General features: G+C 72.9%; 15 protein-coding genes, 1 pseudogene and 1 riboswitch. Of the genes and pseudogenes, 6 read left to right on the top strand and 10 right to left on the bottom strand.

Annotation, left to right across the window (positions count from 1 at the left end; translation table 11 throughout):
• Positions 1-56 precede the first annotated feature (56 nt).
• Entirely contained in the window at positions 57-2495 is a 2439-nt protein-coding gene (metE, locus tag ACNHYB_RS11645; RefSeq protein WP_418275504.1) for a 5-methyltetrahydropteroyltriglutamate--homocysteine S-methyltransferase, read from the top strand.
• Positions 2496-2884: 389 nt separating this feature from the next.
• Here metE and ACNHYB_RS11640 read toward each other — a convergent pair whose 3' ends face one another.
• Entirely contained in the window at positions 2885-3376 is a 492-nt protein-coding gene (locus tag ACNHYB_RS11640) for an SRPBCC family protein (protein WP_418275503.1), read from the bottom strand.
• 16 nt (positions 3377-3392) lie between these two features.
• Between ACNHYB_RS11640 and ACNHYB_RS11635 the strand changes: the two genes are divergently transcribed.
• The gene (locus ACNHYB_RS11635; RefSeq protein ID WP_418275502.1) at positions 3393-3737 is read left to right on the top strand and encodes an ArsR/SmtB family transcription factor; all 345 of its coding nucleotides are present in this window, start codon (positions 3393-3395) and stop codon (positions 3735-3737) included.
• Between the two features lie 154 nt (positions 3738-3891).
• Complete coding sequence (locus tag ACNHYB_RS11630) at positions 3892-4317, top strand: Hsp20/alpha crystallin family protein (protein WP_418275501.1); 426 nt, start codon at positions 3892-3894, stop codon at positions 4315-4317.
• A 202-nt stretch (positions 4318-4519) separates the two neighbouring features.
• On the opposite strand, the gene ACNHYB_RS11625 is transcribed toward ACNHYB_RS11630, so the two are convergent.
• The 8 genes and pseudogenes from ACNHYB_RS11625 to ACNHYB_RS11590 all read right to left on the bottom strand — a co-directional run bounded on the left by ACNHYB_RS11625 (position 4520) and on the right by ACNHYB_RS11590 (position 12249).
• The gene (locus ACNHYB_RS11625; protein WP_418275500.1) at positions 4520-4738 is read right to left on the bottom strand and encodes a hypothetical protein; all 219 of its coding nucleotides are present in this window, start codon (positions 4736-4738) and stop codon (positions 4520-4522) included.
• A gap of 21 nt (positions 4739-4759) precedes the next feature.
• Positions 4760-5323: an MOSC domain-containing protein gene (locus tag ACNHYB_RS11620; protein WP_418275499.1), complete on the bottom strand. Its 564-nt coding sequence runs from the start codon at positions 5321-5323 to the stop codon at positions 4760-4762.
• Positions 5324-5539: 216 nt separating this feature from the next.
• A pseudogene (locus ACNHYB_RS11615) lies at positions 5540-5964 on the bottom strand ((deoxy)nucleoside triphosphate pyrophosphohydrolase).
• A 116-nt stretch (positions 5965-6080) separates the two neighbouring features.
• On the bottom strand, positions 6081-6314 hold the full coding sequence (locus ACNHYB_RS11610; protein WP_418275498.1) for a helix-turn-helix domain-containing protein: 234 nt from the start codon (positions 6312-6314) through the stop codon (positions 6081-6083).
• 268 nt (positions 6315-6582) lie between these two features.
• Positions 6583-6951, bottom strand: a complete 369-nt coding sequence (gcvH, locus tag ACNHYB_RS11605) for a glycine cleavage system protein GcvH (RefSeq protein WP_418275497.1) — start codon at positions 6949-6951, stop codon at positions 6583-6585.
• A gap of 59 nt (positions 6952-7010) precedes the next feature.
• Entirely contained in the window at positions 7011-8165 is a 1155-nt protein-coding gene (gene gcvT, locus ACNHYB_RS11600) for a glycine cleavage system aminomethyltransferase GcvT (RefSeq protein ID WP_418275496.1), read from the bottom strand.
• Between the two features lie 13 nt (positions 8166-8178).
• A complete protein-coding gene (gene gcvP, locus ACNHYB_RS11595) occupies positions 8179-11124 on the bottom strand; it encodes an aminomethyl-transferring glycine dehydrogenase (RefSeq protein ID WP_418275495.1) in 2946 nt (981 codons plus the stop codon).
• A gap of 92 nt (positions 11125-11216) precedes the next feature.
• Positions 11217-11310, bottom strand: a riboswitch (glycine riboswitch).
• Between the two features lie 27 nt (positions 11311-11337).
• Positions 11338-12249: a LysR family transcriptional regulator gene (locus ACNHYB_RS11590; RefSeq protein ID WP_418275494.1), complete on the bottom strand. Its 912-nt coding sequence runs from the start codon at positions 12247-12249 to the stop codon at positions 11338-11340.
• 177 nt (positions 12250-12426) lie between these two features.
• Between ACNHYB_RS11590 and ACNHYB_RS11585 the strand changes: the two genes are divergently transcribed.
• Positions 12427-12879, top strand: a complete 453-nt coding sequence (locus ACNHYB_RS11585; RefSeq protein WP_418275492.1) for a CBU_0592 family membrane protein — start codon at positions 12427-12429, stop codon at positions 12877-12879.
• Positions 12880-12902: 23 nt separating this feature from the next.
• Here ACNHYB_RS11585 and ACNHYB_RS11580 read toward each other — a convergent pair whose 3' ends face one another.
• Positions 12903-14072 carry a pyridoxal phosphate-dependent aminotransferase gene (locus ACNHYB_RS11580; RefSeq protein WP_418275491.1) on the bottom strand — a complete coding sequence of 390 codons (1170 nt, stop codon included), beginning with the start codon at positions 14070-14072 and terminating at the stop codon, positions 12903-12905.
• A gap of 34 nt (positions 14073-14106) precedes the next feature.
• Here ACNHYB_RS11580 and ACNHYB_RS11575 point away from each other — a divergent pair, with 34 nt between their 5' ends.
• Both ACNHYB_RS11575 and ACNHYB_RS11570 read left to right on the top strand, forming a co-directional pair.
• Positions 14107-14310: a hypothetical protein gene (locus ACNHYB_RS11575; RefSeq protein ID WP_418275490.1), complete on the top strand. Its 204-nt coding sequence runs from the start codon at positions 14107-14109 to the stop codon at positions 14308-14310.
• Between the two features lie 53 nt (positions 14311-14363).
• Positions 14364-15494: an alpha/beta hydrolase gene (locus tag ACNHYB_RS11570; protein WP_418275489.1), complete on the top strand. Its 1131-nt coding sequence runs from the start codon at positions 14364-14366 to the stop codon at positions 15492-15494.
• The last annotated feature ends 66 nt before the right edge of the window (positions 15495-15560 follow it).

Raw genomic sequence — 15560 nt, 5'->3', positions numbered from 1 at the left:
GCAGGGGTCACGGGTCGCGTCGTCGACCCCGGGACACGAACCCGAGAGGAATGCTCATGTCCACCTCCGCCACCCCCGCTTCCGCCGTACCCACCCCTGCCCCGGCGTTCACCGGCGGCACCGTCCTCGGCTACCCCCGCATCGGGCGTCGCCGCGAGCTCAAGCGTGCCGTCGAGGCCTGCTGGGCCGGTCGCACCACGACCGACGAGCTCGAGGCGACCGCCCGTGACCTGCGGCTCGCCACCGTCTCGCGCCTGGTCGAGCTCGGGCTCGACGCGACCGACGGCTCCGTGCCCGGCTCGTTCTCGTTCTACGACCAGGTGCTCGACGTCGTCGCCACGCTCGGCGCGGTCCCGGCCCGCTTCGCGCCGCTGACCGACGACGCTGGCAGGCTCGACCTCGCCGGCTACTTCACCGTCGCCCGCGGCGCCGGGGAGGACGCGCCGCTCGAGATGACCAAGTGGTTCGACACGAACTACCACTACCTCGTGCCGGAGATCGGACCCGACACCCCGATCTCGTTCGTCGACGACCGCCTCGTCCGCGAGTTCGTCGAGGCCCGCGAGGCGGGTGTCGTCACCCGTCCCGTCGTCGTCGGGCCGGTGACCTTCCTCGCCCTGTCGAAGGCTGCCGACGGCGCCCCCGAGGGGTTCCGTCCGCTGGACCGTCTGGACGACGTCGTCGCCGCCTACGCCGACCTGCTGCGCGCGCTCGCCACGGCCGGTGCGCCGTGGGTCCAGCTCGACGAGCCCGCCCTGGTCACCGACTCGGTGGACGCCTCGTTCGACGAGCTGTCGGCCGCGGTGCGCAGCGCGTACGACGTGCTCGGCTCCCAGCTGCGCGTCGGCGCCGCCGCGGCGTCGGACGCCCGGCCCGCCCTCCTCGTCGCCGCACCGTTCGGCGACCTGCGTGGCGCCGGGATCGACGGCGGCCCCGCCCGCGACGGTCTCGCCCTGCTCGCCGGCACCGACGTCGAGGCGGTCGCCGTGGACCTCGTCAAGGGCGGCCTGCCGACCGGCCCGGTCCCCGGGCTCGCGACGAAGACGCTGGTCGCCGGGGTGATCGACGGCCACAACATCTGGCGCGCCGACCTCGCCGCCAAGCTCGACGTCGTCGACTCGCTCGCCGGGCTCGGGGCCGCCGCGCTCGCCGTCGGTACCTCGACGTCCCTGCTGCACGTCCCGCACGACGTCGAGGACGAGGTCTTCGGCGGGCCCGAGACGCCGGGCACGGTGCTGGACCCGCGCCTGCGCGACTGGCTCGCCTTCGCCGACCAGAAGGTCGTCGAGGTCGCCACCCTGGCCCAGGGTCTGGCCGAGGGCCGGGAGGCCGTCGGCGACGCGCTCGCCGCGTCGTCGGCCGCCGTGGCCTCCCGCGCCACCGCCGAGGGCGTCGTCGTCCCGGCCGTGCGCGAGCGTGCCGCCGCCCTCACCGCCGGCGACTTCGCCCGCGGCCCGTACGCCGAGCGCGCCGCCGCGCAGGCCGAGCGTCTGAACCTGCCGCCCCTGCCGACCACGACCATCGGGTCGTTCCCGCAGACCCCGGAGATCCGCCGGGCACGCGCGCAGTGGACCAAGGGCGAGCTCGCCGACGCCGACTACACGGCCGCGATGCGCGAGGAGGTCGCCCGGGTCGTGAAGCTCCAGGAGGACCTCGGCATCGACGTGCTCGTGCACGGCGAGCCGGAGCGCAACGACATGGTGCAGTACTTCGCCGAGCACCTCGACGGGTTCGCCGTCACCGCGAACGGCTGGGTGCAGTCCTACGGGTCGCGCTGCGTGCGCCCGCCGATCCTGTGGGGCGACGTCTCGCGGCCCGCGCCGATCACCGTCGAGTGGTCGGCCTACACGGCCTCGCTCACCGACAAGCCCGTCAAGGGCATGCTCACCGGTCCGGTGACGATCCTGGCGTGGTCGTTCGTGCGGGACGACCAGCCCCTCGGCGACACCGCCAACCAGGTCGGGCTCGCGCTGCGCGACGAGATCGCCGACCTGGAGGCCGCCGGGATCGGGATCGTGCAGGTCGACGAGCCCGCGCTGCGCGAGCTCCTGCCCCTGCGCAGGGCGGACCAGGGGGCCTACCTCGACTGGTCGGTGGGGTCCTTCCGGCTCGCGACGTCCGGCGTCGTGCCGGCCACGCAGATCCACACGCACCTGTGCTACTCGGAGTTCGGCGAGGTCATCGGCGCGATCGACGGCCTCGACGCCGACGTCACCTCCGTCGAGGCGGCGCGCTCGCGCATGGAGATCGTCCCGGAGCTGCACGACGCCGGGTACGCGCGCGGGATCGGACCGGGCGTGTACGACATCCACTCCCCCCGCGTGCCGTCGACCGAGGAGGTCACCGAGCTGCTCCAGCTCGCGGTGAAGTCCATCGACCCGAGGGTCGTGTGGGTCAACCCGGACTGCGGGCTGAAGACGCGCCGCTACGACGAGACCGTGCCGTCGCTGGAGAACCTGGTCGCGGCCGCGAAGGCGGCCCGCGCGACGCTCTGATCGCGGCGTCCCCGGTCGAGCCCGCGGGTGCCCGCTCGGCGGTGCCGGATGCCCGTTCCCGTTCCGGCGGGAGCGGGCACCTCGGCCCCGGCCAGTCCGCCCGACGGCTGCGGGCACGGGAGGTCTTTGTGGAGGGTGTCCGCTCTCACGGACTCCCTCCACGCGAGCGGGTCGCAGTCCCGCTGAGCGTGAAGTTCACGCTCAGCGGGATTCTCGTGCGCCTGTCGGTCACGAGTCCAGGGAATCGGGCACTCTCGAGACATTGATCCGCAACCCTGGGCCCCACTCGCACCCCCGCTCGCGCACGCGGGCGAGCAGCCGCCGAGCGCCCGCGCAACACGCAACACGCAACGTCGTCGTGCGTCGTGCGTCGTGCGTCCGGAAAGACCTCAGCCGGCGTTGCGGTCGACGTAGAAGCCGTCCCGCAGGTTGATGCCGTGTTCCACCCAGGCCTTGAGCGCCGCCAGCATCCCCGTCCACCCCTCGCAGTTGCCGAAGGCGTTGCGTGCCCCGTCGGGGGTGACTGCCCAGGCGGACTCGGTGATCGTCACGAGCGTGCCGGCGCCGTCGTCGAGCGGTTCGAGCTCGAACGTGGTGCGGGTGCGGGGGCTGCCACCGACGGTCGCCTCACCCGCCCACTCGATGACGATGCGGTGCGGTGGGTGCGCCTCGATCACGGTGACGGGGAACCTGCCCGGGAAGTCGGCAAAGTCCCAGGTGACGGTCTCACCCGGTTCGAGCCGCCCCCGAGCACCGCCGGTCGTGAAGTAGTGCGAGAGCTGATCGGGGTCGGCGATCGCCTCGTAGGTCTGGTGACACGGACGAGCGATGCGTCCGGACACCGTGAAGGTCAGTTCCGTGAGCTGCTGCGCGTCATTCATGTTGTATTTTTATCACATGAGTTCGTCCAGCGCTCCCCCCTCGTCCGCCGAGGACGACGACGCGGTCTTCAAGGCCCTCGCCTCCCCGGCCCGACGCCGCATGCTCGACGCACTGCGCGGCTCACCCCGGACCACCGGCGAGCTCGCCGCCGTCGTCCCCGAGCTCGACCGCACCACGGCGCTGCAGCACCTGCGGGTGCTCGAGAGGGCCGGGCTCGTCACCGGGCGAAAGGTCGGCCGCGAACGACACCTGTCCCTCGCACCCCTGCCGATCAAGCGCATCCACGACCGCTGGATCAGCGGCTACACGCGGGCCGCCGTCGACCTCCTGGACCGCCTCGATCAGCCTGACCAGCACTGATCCCCTGTTCGCTCACAGCGAACAACCGCCCTCTGGCACTCTCCCCTCTAGAGTGCTAATAGTTTGTCCGTAGCCAGGTGACGCCGGAAGGACCGGCGCACTCTTCGCGGAGAGGGCCGCGGTTCTGCGGCCCACATCGAGGAGGTGATGCGCGATGGCTACGTACTGGGACCCGTTCCAGGAGATGGACCGTCTGATGGGCACGCTCGCGGCAAACACCCGCAACGCTCCCGACATGCCGATGGACCTGTTCCGCGAGGACGACCACTTCGTCCTCGCGGCCGACCTCCCCGGCATCGACCCCGGCAGCATCGACGTGTCGTGCGAGGACCGCACCCTGACCATCCGGGCAGAACGTACGCCGCGCTCCAGCGAGGGACGATGGCTGCTGCGTGAACGAACCAGCGGCACCGTCGCGCGCCAGGTCGCACTCGGGCGAGGACTCGCCCTTGACCACATCTCGGCCGTCTACTCGGATGGCGTCCTCACCCTCACCATCCCCGTCGCCGAAGAGGCCAAGCCACGCCGTATCGAGGTCAGCCACGCCCGATCGCCGGAACGCACAGCGATCGAGGCCTGAAGTGGTCCTGGGGCCCGTCATCTACTGGCGGGCCCCAGCACCACGACGCCGTCGCCCGATCCGACCCTGCACTCGCCAGCTCGCTCCGGGTCAGCGCTCCACACCCTCCGGTCGCGCCGACCCTGCACTCGCCAGCTCGCTCCGGGTCAGCGCTCCACACCCTCCCGTCGCGCCGACCCTGCACTCGCCAGCTCGCTCCGGGTCAGCGCTCGGAAGCACCGATCATCGGGAGGCCGAACGCCAGCCCGATCGCCAGGATCCCGCCCGTGAAGACATAGGGAGCGATCGACGGGTCGGCCACGGCGCCGATGCCGATGCCGGCCAGGCCCGCGACGAACAGCACGAACGAGACGATGACGCGGCCGAGCATCGCTCCCGGTGCGTCGTTCTGCGGGGCCGGGTTCACCTGGAAGTCGCTCATGGGGTCAAGACTAGTCCCCGCCTACGGCAGACGCGGCCGTCGAACAGCCAGCCCCGCACGCGTCGGGTCCAGCTCGACCGGGCTCACCAGGACGGCCGGACCACGGCGCAGCACCCCGTCGGTCACCGGCATGCACCGCACTCCCCCGCGCCCGCGCATCGCGTGGTGCGCGCCCGGAGCCAGCACCCGGTCCATCCACGCGCACGGGTGCGCCGGCCGGCCCACGCGCAGGCTCACGACGTCGTCCCCGCTTCGCAGCTCGACGTCCTCGCCCACGAGCGGCCCGAGCTCCGCGCCCCGCAGCACCACGTTGCGGCGCGTCAGCAGCGGGTCGAGCGCACCGGTCCCGAGCTCGCGGGCGATCTCCTCCAGCGCCTCGACGGCGAACAGGGTCACCGCCGCGTCCATGTGCGCGGCCTTGCCGAAGAACCGGTCCCCCACGACGCCCTTGCCCGCCACCACCTGCACCTCGTCGAGATCCGACGTCGGGACGTCCGCCGCACCGTCCCGCGGCCGCCCGAAGTAGGCGTGCTCTGGCGAGACGAGCAGGTGCAGCACCTCGACCGGGTACTCGTGAACAGGCACCGGCCCAGTCTCCCCCACCGGGTCGGGCCCGGCGACGATCTGCGGATGCCGCCCTCCGCCGACGCTCCCCCGCGTCCGCGGCGCGTCCTCGTCGAGGGGGTGTCGGGGCCGGCAGGACGACTCGCCAGGCGGGTCGCCGCCGCGACAGGGGCTCTCCCACACCGAGCTCGACGGGCTGTTCCCCGGCGCTGGGCACCACCTCCCGGGTGAGCGCCTCTACCGCACAGGGGCGGTGAGCAGCGGGGCGAGGGCCTCGACGATCCGGACGTCGCCGTCGAGCCAGTCGACGTCCCACAGGGACGACACGTCGAGCCAGCGCAGCGCGTCGTGCTCCACGAGGGGCTCGGGCTCCCCGCTCGCCAGCCGGGCGAACCAGAGCCGCATCACGTGCCGGTCGGTGATGACCCAGCCACCGTCGTCGGGGCCGGTCAGCTCGTCGCCGAGGGTCACCGTCACGCCGAGCTCTTCACCGAGCTCACGGTGCAGCGCTGCGACGGGCTCCTCCCCGGTTCGGCCTTGCCGCCGGGGAACTCCCAGCGCCCGGCGATCTCGGCAGGGCGGGAGCGCCGTGCGGCGAGCAGACGGGTGGGGTGCTCGAGCGAGTCGACGATCGCGGCGGCGACGACGAGGCGACGGGTCATGGCGGCGAGTCTGCCACCTGGACCGGTGCCGGGCACCGAGGGCGTGCTCGTGCCGTACGTCGCGAACCCTGCCACCGACATCCCCCGAGTGGTGGCAGGGTTCGCGCGTGCACGGCTCAGAACTCGCGAAAGCCCGCCTCGCGGGCCCAGGCGACGGCGTCGGCCCGGGTCGAGACCCCGAGCTTGCGGTAGACGCTGCGGACCTGGGACTTCACGGTGTTCCGCGTGACGAACAGGCGGGTGGCGATCTGCTCGAGGGTGACGTCCTCGGACAGGTTCGACAGCACGACCTGCTCACGGCGGGTCAGACCGGGGTTGTACAGCGGCCGGTCAAGCTCGATTGCGCTCATGTCTCTTCCTCCGTGACGGCCGCCGACCGATGCAGTCAGCCCTGGGGATCTGCCGTCACGTGGTGAGAGGGTGAAGTCTGGGGTTCATGACGCGGGTCACCATGACGTGTGGCACCCGGACGGCGTCATGAGGGCTCCTGCCCGAGGGTGTCGGCCACCGCTTTCCGGCGTCCGTGCAGGTCAGAGCCGCGCGGATGGCGGTCACGGAGGATCGGGAACCTTACATCACAGTTTGGTCACAACCGCACCCTCGGGGTCCTCGATCGCGTCATCCCGCGTGCTGGGCGTACTCCTCGGCGCTCAGGAGCTGACCCTCACCGGTCACGTCCACCTTGAAGAGCCACCCCGCGCCGAACGGCTCCGAGTTCACCAGCGCCGGGTCGTCCACGGCGGCGTCGTTCACCGCGACGACCGTCCCCGACACCGGCGAGTACAGCTCCGAGACGGACTTCGTCGACTCGATCTCACCGACGACGGTGCCCGCCTCGATCGTCGCCCCGACCTCGGGCAGCTCCAGGTAGACCACGTCGCCGAGCGCGTCGGCGGCCACGGAGGTCACGCCCACCGTGGCGGGTGTCGCGTCGTCGATCCACTCGTGCTCGACGGAGTAACGCAGGTTCGCGGGGAAGTCAGCCATCTCGGGGCTCCTCGTCTCGGGCTTGTCAGGAACTCAGGGTGCAGGGTTTGCGGTGCCGCTCAGGAGCGACGGTAGAACGGCAGGGCCACCACGGTGAACGGCTCGGCCCGTCCGCGCACGTCCACGGCGAGCTCGGTCCCCTCCGCGGAGACCTCCGGCGTCACATAGGCCATGGCGATCGGCGCACCGAGGGTGGGCGACGGCGCACCGGACGTCACGGTGCCGAGCTGCGGCCCGGGAGCGCCGTCGGCGCCGGGCTGCACGACGGCGTACCCCGCCCGGGCGGGTCGACGCCCGGCCCCGCGCAGGCCGACCAGCACCCGCGCCGGCGCGCTGTCCCGGCGCGCGGCGAGCGCGTCGCGGCCCACGAACTCCAGCGGTGCGCCGTCGTCGGACACCTTGTCGAGCTTGACGACGCGGCCGAGTCCCGCCTCGAACGGCGTGGTGGTCGTGTCGAGCTCGTGGCCGTACAGCGGCATGCCCGCCTCGAGTCGCAGCGAGTCGCGTGCCGAGAGTCCCGCGGGCACGAGGCCGCGGGGCTCCCCCGCCGCCAGGAACGCCCGCCACAGCGGCACCGCGTCGGGCAGGTCGACCCACACCTCGAAGCCGTCCTCGCCGGTGTAGCCCGTGCGGGCGACGAGCACGGCGTGCTCACCGAACCGCATGCCCAGGCAGGCGTAGTACCGCAGCTCGTCGAGCGTGGTCCCGCCCGAGATCTCCTCGTCCTCGGTGAGGACGTCCCGCAGGATCTCCTCCGCCCGCGGGCCCTGCACGGCGATCAGCGCGCCCCCGGAGGAGACGTCCCGCACGACGACGTCGAACCCGGCGGCACGCTCCAGGAGCGCGACGAGCACGGTGTCGGCGTTGGCGGCGTTCGCGACCACGAAGTACTCCCCGGGCGCGTTGTGGTAGACGATCAGGTCGTCCAGCACTCCCCCGTCCTCGGCGCAGATCATCGTGTAGCGCGCCCGCATGACGCCGACGGCGGACAGCCTGCCGACGAGCGCGTGGTCGAGGAAGGCGCCGGCGTCCGGGCCGGTCACCGTGATCCCGCCCATGTGGGACAGGTCGAACAAGCCGGCCGCCTCGCGCACGGCGCGGTGCTCGGCCAGGTCGGAGGTGTAGCGCAACGGCATGAGCCAGCCGCCGAACTCGGTGAGGTTCGCGCCCAGCGCGACGTGCTCGTCGTGCAGGGGGGACTTCTTGTCGGTCATGTCCTCGGCCCTCTCAGTTCTCGGCGTAGGCGGCGACGGGCGGGCAGGAGCACTGGAGGTTGCGGTCGCCGTGGGCCTGGTCGATGCGACGCACGGGCGGCCAGTACTTGGTGCCGCGCAGCCGTGCCACCGGGAAGGCGGCCTGCTCGCGGGTGTACGGGCGTTCCCAGGTGTCCATCATCACCGACGCCGCCGTGTGGGGGGCGTTGCGCAGCGGCGAGTCCGCGACGGGCCAGCGACCTGCGGCGACGGCGTCGATCTCAACGCGGATCGCCACCATCGCCTCCACGAACCGGTCCAGCTCGGCGAGGTCCTCCGACTCGGTCGGCTCCACCATGAGGGTGCCCGCGACGGGGAACGCCATCGTGGGGGCGTGGAACCCGAAGTCGATGAGCCGCTTGGCGACGTCGTCGACGGTCACGCCCGTCTCCGCGGTGATCTGGCGCAGGTCGAGGATGCACTCGTGGGCGACCAGCCCGGCGTGCCCGGTGTACAGCACCGGGTAGTGCCCGCCGAGGCGCGAGGCCAGGTAGTTGGCGCCGAGCACGGCGTGCTGGGTGGCGCGCACCAGACCGTCCGGCCCCATGAGGGCCAGGTAGGCGTACGAGATCGGCAGGATGCCGGCCGAGCCGTGCGGTGCCGCGGAGACGGGCGGTACGACGACGGCCGTCCCGGTGGCCGGGGCCGACGGCGTGGGGTCGCCGGGCAGGAACGGCACGAGGTGCTCGGCCACGGCGACGGGCCCGACGCCGGGGCCGCCTCCGCCGTGCGGGATGCAGAACGTCTTGTGCAGGTTGAGGTGGGAGACGTCGCCGCCGAACTCCCCCGGCTTCGCCAGCCCGACCAGCGCGTTGAGGTTCGCACCGTCGATGTACACCTGGCCGCCTGCGTCATGTACGGCGCCGCAGACGTCGCGCACATGGTCCTCGAACACCCCGTGCGTCGAAGGGTAGGTGATCATGATCGCCGCCACCCGGCCGGCGTGCTGCTCCAGCTTGGCGTGCAGGTCGTCGAGCTGGATCTCGCCGTCGTCGGCCGTCGCGACGACCACGGCCCGCAGGCCCGCCAGGGTCGCCGACGCGGCGTTGGTCCCGTGCGCGGAGGCGGGGATGAGGACGACGTCCCGTTCCGCCGCCCCCTGCGAGGCGTGGTAGGCGCGGATCGCCAGCAGACCCGCGAGCTCACCCTGCGAACCGGCGTTGGGCTGCACCGACACCGCGGCGTACCCGGTGATCTCGGCGAGCTGCGCCTCCAGCGCCTCCACGAGCTCCGCGTAGCCGAGCGCCTGGTCCGCCGGCACGAACGGGTGCAGGTCGGCGAACCCGGGCCAGCTGATCGGCTCCATCTCGGCCGTGGCGTTGAGCTTCATCGTGCACGACCCGAGGGGGATCATCGTGCGGTCGAGCGCCAGGTCCTTGTCGGACAGCGCACGCAGGTAGCGCATCATCGCCGTCTCGGAGCGGTGCTGGTGGAACACCGGGTGCTGCAGGTACGACGTCGTGCGCAGCAGTGCCTCGTCGAGCCCGAGGTCGTCGCCGGCGTCGGCCGACCGTGCACCGAACAGCGCGAGCAGCGTGGCGACGTCGTCGCTGGTGGTCGTCTCGTCGCAGGAGATCTGTACATGATCGGCATCAGCGATGTACAGGTTGTAGCCCGCCTCGACGGCCGCCGCACCGACGTCCGCCGCACGGCCCGGCACCGCCACCCGCACGGTGTCGAAGAACGCCTCGTGCTCCACCTCGACGCCGCTCGCCCGCAGGCCTCCGGCCAGCGTCAGCGCGTGCCCGTGCACCCGCTCGGCGATCGCCCGCAGACCGTCGGGACCGTGGTAGACGGCATACATCGACGCGACGTTCGCCAGCAGCGCCTGCGCGGTGCAGATGTTCGACGTCGCCTTCTCGCGGCGGATGTGCTGCTCGCGCGTGGAGAGCGCCAGCCGGTAGCCGACCGCACCGTCCGCGTCGACGGACACCCCGACCAGACGACCCGGGAGCTGACGCTCCAGACCCTTGCGGACCGAGATGTAGGCGGCGTGCGGGCCGCCGTAGAACAGCGGCACCCCGAACCGCTGCGCCGAACCGACCGCGACGTCCGCCCCGAGCTCGCCCGGGGAGGTCAGCATCGTCAGGGCCAGCGGGTCCGTCGCCACCGTCACCAGGGCGCCGCGCTCCTTGGCCTCGGCGACCACCGAACGCAGGTCGAGCACACGGCCCGAGGCACCGGACTGCTGGGCGACGACCCCGACGAGCGCCCCCTCGGGCAGCTCGGTGCCGGCCGCCACGACGGCCTCCAGCCCGGCGTCGAGACCCGCGTCGAGGGGAACGACGACGACGGGCAGCCCGACGGCGTCCGCCCGACCCTGCGCGACCGCCAGCGTCTGGCCGAACAGCTCCGCGTCGAGCACGACGTAGCCCTGCTTCGCGCGGGAGGCCCGCCACATCAGCGCGACGGCCTCGGCCACGGCGGTCGCCTCGTCGAGCAGGGAGGCCCCGGCGATCTCCAGGCCGGTGAGGTCCTCGACGGTCTGCTGGAAGTTGAGCAGAGCCTCCAGGCGCCCCTGGGAGATCTCCGGCTGGTACGGCGTGTACGCGGTGTACCAGGCGGGGGACTCCAGCACGTTGCGGCGGATCACCGGCGGCGTCACGGTGGGGTAGTAGCCCTGCCCGATCATCTGCCGCTTGACCTGGTTCTTCGCCGCGATCTCGCGCAGGTGGTCGAGCACCTGGGCCTCGCTGCGCGCCGCGGGAAGGTCCAGCTCGTGGGCCTGGCGGATCGCGGCCGGGACGGCGGCGTCGACGAGGGCGTCGAGGTCGGCGTACCCGAGCTGCTCCAGCATCGCGGCGGTCTCACCGGCGCGCGGGCCGATGTGCCGGTCGGCGAAGAGGTCCGGGTCGGCGGGGGAGTGGGTCACGGGGCGCTCCGGGGGTCGGACGACGGGGTGCCCTCCCCGCTCTGTCATGGGACCTGAGAGTTTGGCCGGGGCCGCGGGCGGCGACCGGCTTGCACCGTCGGTGGACCTGCCGTCGCCGACGGGTCGCTTTTCAGAGTTGCCTCGCCGTGGCGGTACGGGGGCCTGAGAGATTCCCGGGGAGGGTTTGCTCCTTCGGCGCTGCCGGGGTACGGCAGGCTCTCCCGACACGGCTCGAGCGGCTGTGCGGTTGTCGCGGTCAGTCTAGGTGATGAGCTCCAGGTCGCGGGCTACCTCCACCATGGCGTCGACGACGGCCCGCACCGCCGGCCCCGGTTCGTGCCGGGTGGAGCGGTGCCGCACCACGATCCGCCGGGTGCCGAGACCGGGCATCGCGACGACGTCGGTGCCCTCGGGGGGTTCGCTGCGCCGCACGGCGAGCGCGGGGAGCATCGCGATGCCCTGGCCCGCGGCGACGAGCGCGAGCGCGGTGTCGAAGTCGAAGTAGGAGTGCCGCACGGTCAGCGTGGTGCCGAGGGTGCGCCCGAGCCGTCGCAGCGCACGGTCCGCGGCGGTGTCCGGTTCGGCGCCGATCCACTGCAGGTCCATGAGGTCGTCGAGACGCTCGGGCGTGGGGATCGACGTCGGGACCACGAGGAGCCAGGGTTCGTCGATGAGCGGGACGTCGTGGGCGCCGCGGGGTGCCGGGGCGTCGACGTCGACGTCGCGTTCCAGCAGGACCATGTCGAGGTCGCCGGCCCGCAGCATCCGCAGCGCCTCGGCGGGCTCGCGCTCGCGCACGTCGATGGTGACGCCGGGGTGCAGCTCGGCGAGGGGACCGAGCAGCGGCGCGACGACGGCGCGGATGGCGGACTGGAACGCGCCGATCGCGACGGTGCCGGAGACGCCCTCGCCGAGGTTCGCGACGGCCTGGCGGGCCTCGAGGAGCTCCGCCTCGATCCGCTCGGCGGCCTCGGCGAGGACGCGGCCCGCGGGAGTGAGGGTGACGCCGCGGGGTCCACGGTCGAGCACGGCGAAGCCCTCTTCCTCCTCCAGGCGAGCGATTTGCTGGGACACCGCGGACGCGGTCACATGCAGAAGATCTGCTGCCGCGAGCACGCCTCCCGCCCGGTGCACGGCAAGGAGGAAACCAAGTCTTCGTGGGTCGGTTGCCATGTAGGGATACTAAACGGCAGTTGCAGCCATGTTCAATTGTGCTGAACCAGATTCGTGTCGCACCATGGTGTCTGCGCCGGCCGGGGTACGCCCCGGTCACCCGGCTCTCGGGACCCGGCGCGCCCTGAAACTCATCTGTCCTGGCAGCGTGCTGCCACCGTTGTGCCCGGAGCCACCATGTCGTTCTCGATCCTGACCCTCATCACCGCCCTCGGATGGGTCGGCGCCGTCGCCGGCCTCGTCGCCTATGCGATGGTGAGCAGAGGTCGGTGGAGCTCGAGCTCGTGGGCGTTCCAGATCACCAACATCGCCGGGGCGATCATCATGACCGTGGTCGCCGGCGTGAACGGCGTGTGGCCGTCCGCCGCCGCCAACGTCGCGTGGATCGTCATCGGCATCCAGACCCTGATGATGGCGAGCAAGAACCGCCAGGCCGCACAGGCCGCCGTCGTCGCCCCCGCGACCGTCGTCCCCGAGGCCGTCGCCGAGGTCGAGCTGCCCCTGGTGGACAGCCCGCTGGACCTCGCCGCCGCCGAGCGCGCCGTCGAGCTCACCCCGACCCTCGAGTTCCACCTCCCGGACCGTGAGCTGGTCGCCGCCGGCACCCGCGAGGCCGCGTACGCCAGCTGAACCGGTCCACCCCGGCGTCGGAGCTACAGCCCCGCCTGCCAGGCCACGATCCGGTCGACGGCCCGCGCGACGACGTCCGGTGACGCCGCGAACGACAGCCGCACCCAGTCACGGCCCCGCTCACCGTCGAAGTCGGTGCCGGGCGTGATCGCGACGTCGGCCTCCGCGAGCAGGCGCGCGCAGTAGGTCACCGAGTCCAGGCCGAACCGGGCGATGTTCCCGTAGAGGTAGAAGGCGCCGTCGGCCGGAGCGACGGGCCGCCAGCCCAGCTCGTCCACGCGGTCGAGCAGCGCCGCCCGGGAGGCGGCGTAGGCGGCGACGTTCTCGCCCGCCGCCGCGTAGCCCTCCGCGGTGAACGCCGCGACCCCGGCGTGCTGCGCCAGCGCCGGGGGAGACAGGGCGACGTTGCCGGCGAGGGCGTCCACCGGGGCGACCAGCTCGTCGGGCAGCACCAACCAGCCCAGCCGCCACCCCGTCATCGCCCAGTACTTTGAGAACGAGTTCACCACGACGGCGCCCTGGCCCGTGTACGTCGCCGCCGTCGCCTGCTGGACGTCGTCGCCGTAGGAGATCCCGTGGTAGATCTCGTCGCTGATCAGCCGCACGTCGTGCTCCGCGCACCACCCGGCGACGGCCGCCAGCTCCGCCGGCGCGATCATCGTCCCCGTCGGGTTCGCCGGCGACGCCACGACCAGCCCGTCCAGACCGCCGTCGTAGTACGCGCCCATGAGCTGGGAGACCGTCGGCTGGTAGCGCGTCTCGGGACCGCAGTCCAGCTCCACCACCTCGCACCCCAGCGCGGCCAGGATGTTCTTGTACGCCGGGTAGCCGGGGCGGGCCAGCGCCACCCGGTCCCCGACGTCGAACGCGGCGAGGAAGGCCAGCAGGAACCCCCCGCTCGACCCGGTGGTCACGGCGACCCTCGCGGGATCGACCTCGACGTCGTACCAGCGGGCGTAGTGGGCGGCGATCTGCGCGCGCAGCGCGGGCACGCCCATCGCCTCCGTGTAGCCGAGGTCGGCGCTGCGCAACAGCTCCGCCGCCCGTTCGCGCACGACGTCGGACGCCCCCGTGGACGGCTCGCCCGCGCACAGGTTGAGGACGTCGGCGCCCGCGGCACGCCGCGCGTTCGCGGCCGCCAGCACCTCCATGACGGCGAACGGGGGGACGTGGCTGCGGCGCGACACCTTCATGTGCCCATCATGCCGCCTTCGATACCGTGAGCCCGTGAGCCTCCTGACCGCCACGGACCTCGTCGCCCGCGCCGCCGCGACGTTCCTGGACGCACCGCCGCGGCCCGACGGCGTCGACGCGGGGCACCTGCCGAGCGAGCAGGCCGGGATGAGCCTGTTCGCCGAGCGGCTGGCGGAGGTCGTCCCCGAGGTGCCGGTGTCGTTCCTCGCCACCGGTGACCTGCTGCGCAGCGTCTGACCTCACCCCGTCCCGGGTCGCGACCGGGACGGGGTCGACCTACGTTCTGGTGCATGGACGACGCGCACCCGGAGCACCGGGCCCAGCCCGGCGCACCGACGCCGCCGGCCCCGGCGGACGAACCGCGACCGCCCGCCCCGACCGACCGGTGGGTGCCGGACGTCCTGCCCGGGTTCGAGCAGCGCACGCTACCGCTGGCGCCCGACTTCGAGGGCGACGTCGTGACCACCCTGGTGCGACCGACCCGCGACCCGCGGGCGACGTCCGGCCCCTCAGCGGACGCGGGCGTCGACCTGCTGTACGTCCACGGCTGGACGGACTACTTCTTCCAGACGCACCTCGCGGACTTCTGGGAACGGCTCGGGGTGCGGTTCCACGCGCTCGACCTGCGCAAGTACGGCCGCAGCCTGCGCGAGCACCAGACGCCCGGCTTCATCACCGACCTGACGACCTACGACGAGGACCTCCAGGCCGCCCTCGCCGAGATCGGGCACGGACCGGACGCCGGGACCGACCGTCGGGTGATCCTCATGGGCCACTCGACGGGCGGGCTCGTGCTGAGCCTGTGGGCCGCCGACCATCCCGGACGGGCCGACGCCGTGGTGCTGAACAGCCCCTGGCTGGAGTTCCAGACGCGGCGCGTCGGGCGCATGGTGCTGGAGCCGAGCGTCCGGGCACAGGCGGCTCTCGCCCCGCGCAGCCACCTGATCAACGTGGACCTGGGGTTCTACGCCCGGTCGATCTCCCGGCGCTTCGAGGGTGCGTGGGACATCGACCCCGCCTGGCGCCCCGACGACGGCTGGCGCACCACCCCGGCGTGGCTCTCGGCGATCTTCGACGGCCACGACCGGGTGGCGCGCGGTCTGCGCCTCGACGTCCCCGTGCTGGTCATGCTGTCGAGCCGGTCGATCGCGCCCGTGCGCTGGAGCCCCGACATGCTGCGCGCCGACACGGTGCTCGACGTCGAGGGCGTGGCCCGCCGCACGATCCAGCTCGGGCGGCTCGTCACGCTGTGCCGGGTCGAGGACGCCCTGCACGACGTCACCCTCTCCGCCCCCGAGGTGCGCGACGTCGTCTGGCACGAGCTGGAGCGCTGGTTCCGGGCGTACGTGCCGCCCCCGGCGCCGGCACCCGTGCGGGAGCCGGCGCGACGCCCGTGGTACCGGCGGATCCTGGGCCGCTGAGCCCGACGCGCCGCTGGACGTGCGGGCGCCCCCCGGGCGTCGGCCCGGAGCGCCGCGTAGCGTGGG

Origin of the sequence: Isoptericola jiangsuensis (assembly GCF_048320105.1) — a bacterium.
GTDB classification, from domain to species: Bacteria; Actinomycetota; Actinomycetes; order Actinomycetales; family Cellulomonadaceae; genus Isoptericola; species Isoptericola jiangsuensis_A.
Note: the sequence above shows the minus strand (reverse complement) of the source record. Positions and strands in the feature narration are given on the sequence as shown.

Coding starts and splice junctions, on each gene's coding strand:
- metE (WP_418275504.1), top strand. CDS start 57: ATGTCCACCTCCGCCACCCCCGCTTCCGCCGTACCCACCCCTGCCCCG.
- ACNHYB_RS11640 (WP_418275503.1), bottom strand. CDS start 3,376: ATGAATGACGCGCAGCAGCTCACGGAACTGACCTTCACGGTGTCCGGA.
- ACNHYB_RS11635 (WP_418275502.1), top strand. CDS start 3,393: ATGAGTTCGTCCAGCGCTCCCCCCTCGTCCGCCGAGGACGACGACGCG.
- ACNHYB_RS11630 (WP_418275501.1), top strand. CDS start 3,892: ATGGCTACGTACTGGGACCCGTTCCAGGAGATGGACCGTCTGATGGGC.
- ACNHYB_RS11625 (WP_418275500.1), bottom strand. CDS start 4,738: ATGAGCGACTTCCAGGTGAACCCGGCCCCGCAGAACGACGCACCGGGA.
- ACNHYB_RS11610 (WP_418275498.1), bottom strand. CDS start 6,314: ATGAGCGCAATCGAGCTTGACCGGCCGCTGTACAACCCCGGTCTGACC.
- gcvH (WP_418275497.1), bottom strand. CDS start 6,951: ATGGCTGACTTCCCCGCGAACCTGCGTTACTCCGTCGAGCACGAGTGG.
- gcvT (WP_418275496.1), bottom strand. CDS start 8,165: ATGACCGACAAGAAGTCCCCCCTGCACGACGAGCACGTCGCGCTGGGC.
- gcvP (WP_418275495.1), bottom strand. CDS start 11,124: ATGACAGAGCGGGGAGGGCACCCCGTCGTCCGACCCCCGGAGCGCCCC.
- ACNHYB_RS11590 (WP_418275494.1), bottom strand. CDS start 12,249: ATGGCAACCGACCCACGAAGACTTGGTTTCCTCCTTGCCGTGCACCGG.
- ACNHYB_RS11585 (WP_418275492.1), top strand. CDS start 12,427: ATGTCGTTCTCGATCCTGACCCTCATCACCGCCCTCGGATGGGTCGGC.
- ACNHYB_RS11580 (WP_418275491.1), bottom strand. CDS start 14,072: ATGAAGGTGTCGCGCCGCAGCCACGTCCCCCCGTTCGCCGTCATGGAG.
- ACNHYB_RS11570 (WP_418275489.1), top strand. CDS start 14,364: ATGGACGACGCGCACCCGGAGCACCGGGCCCAGCCCGGCGCACCGACG.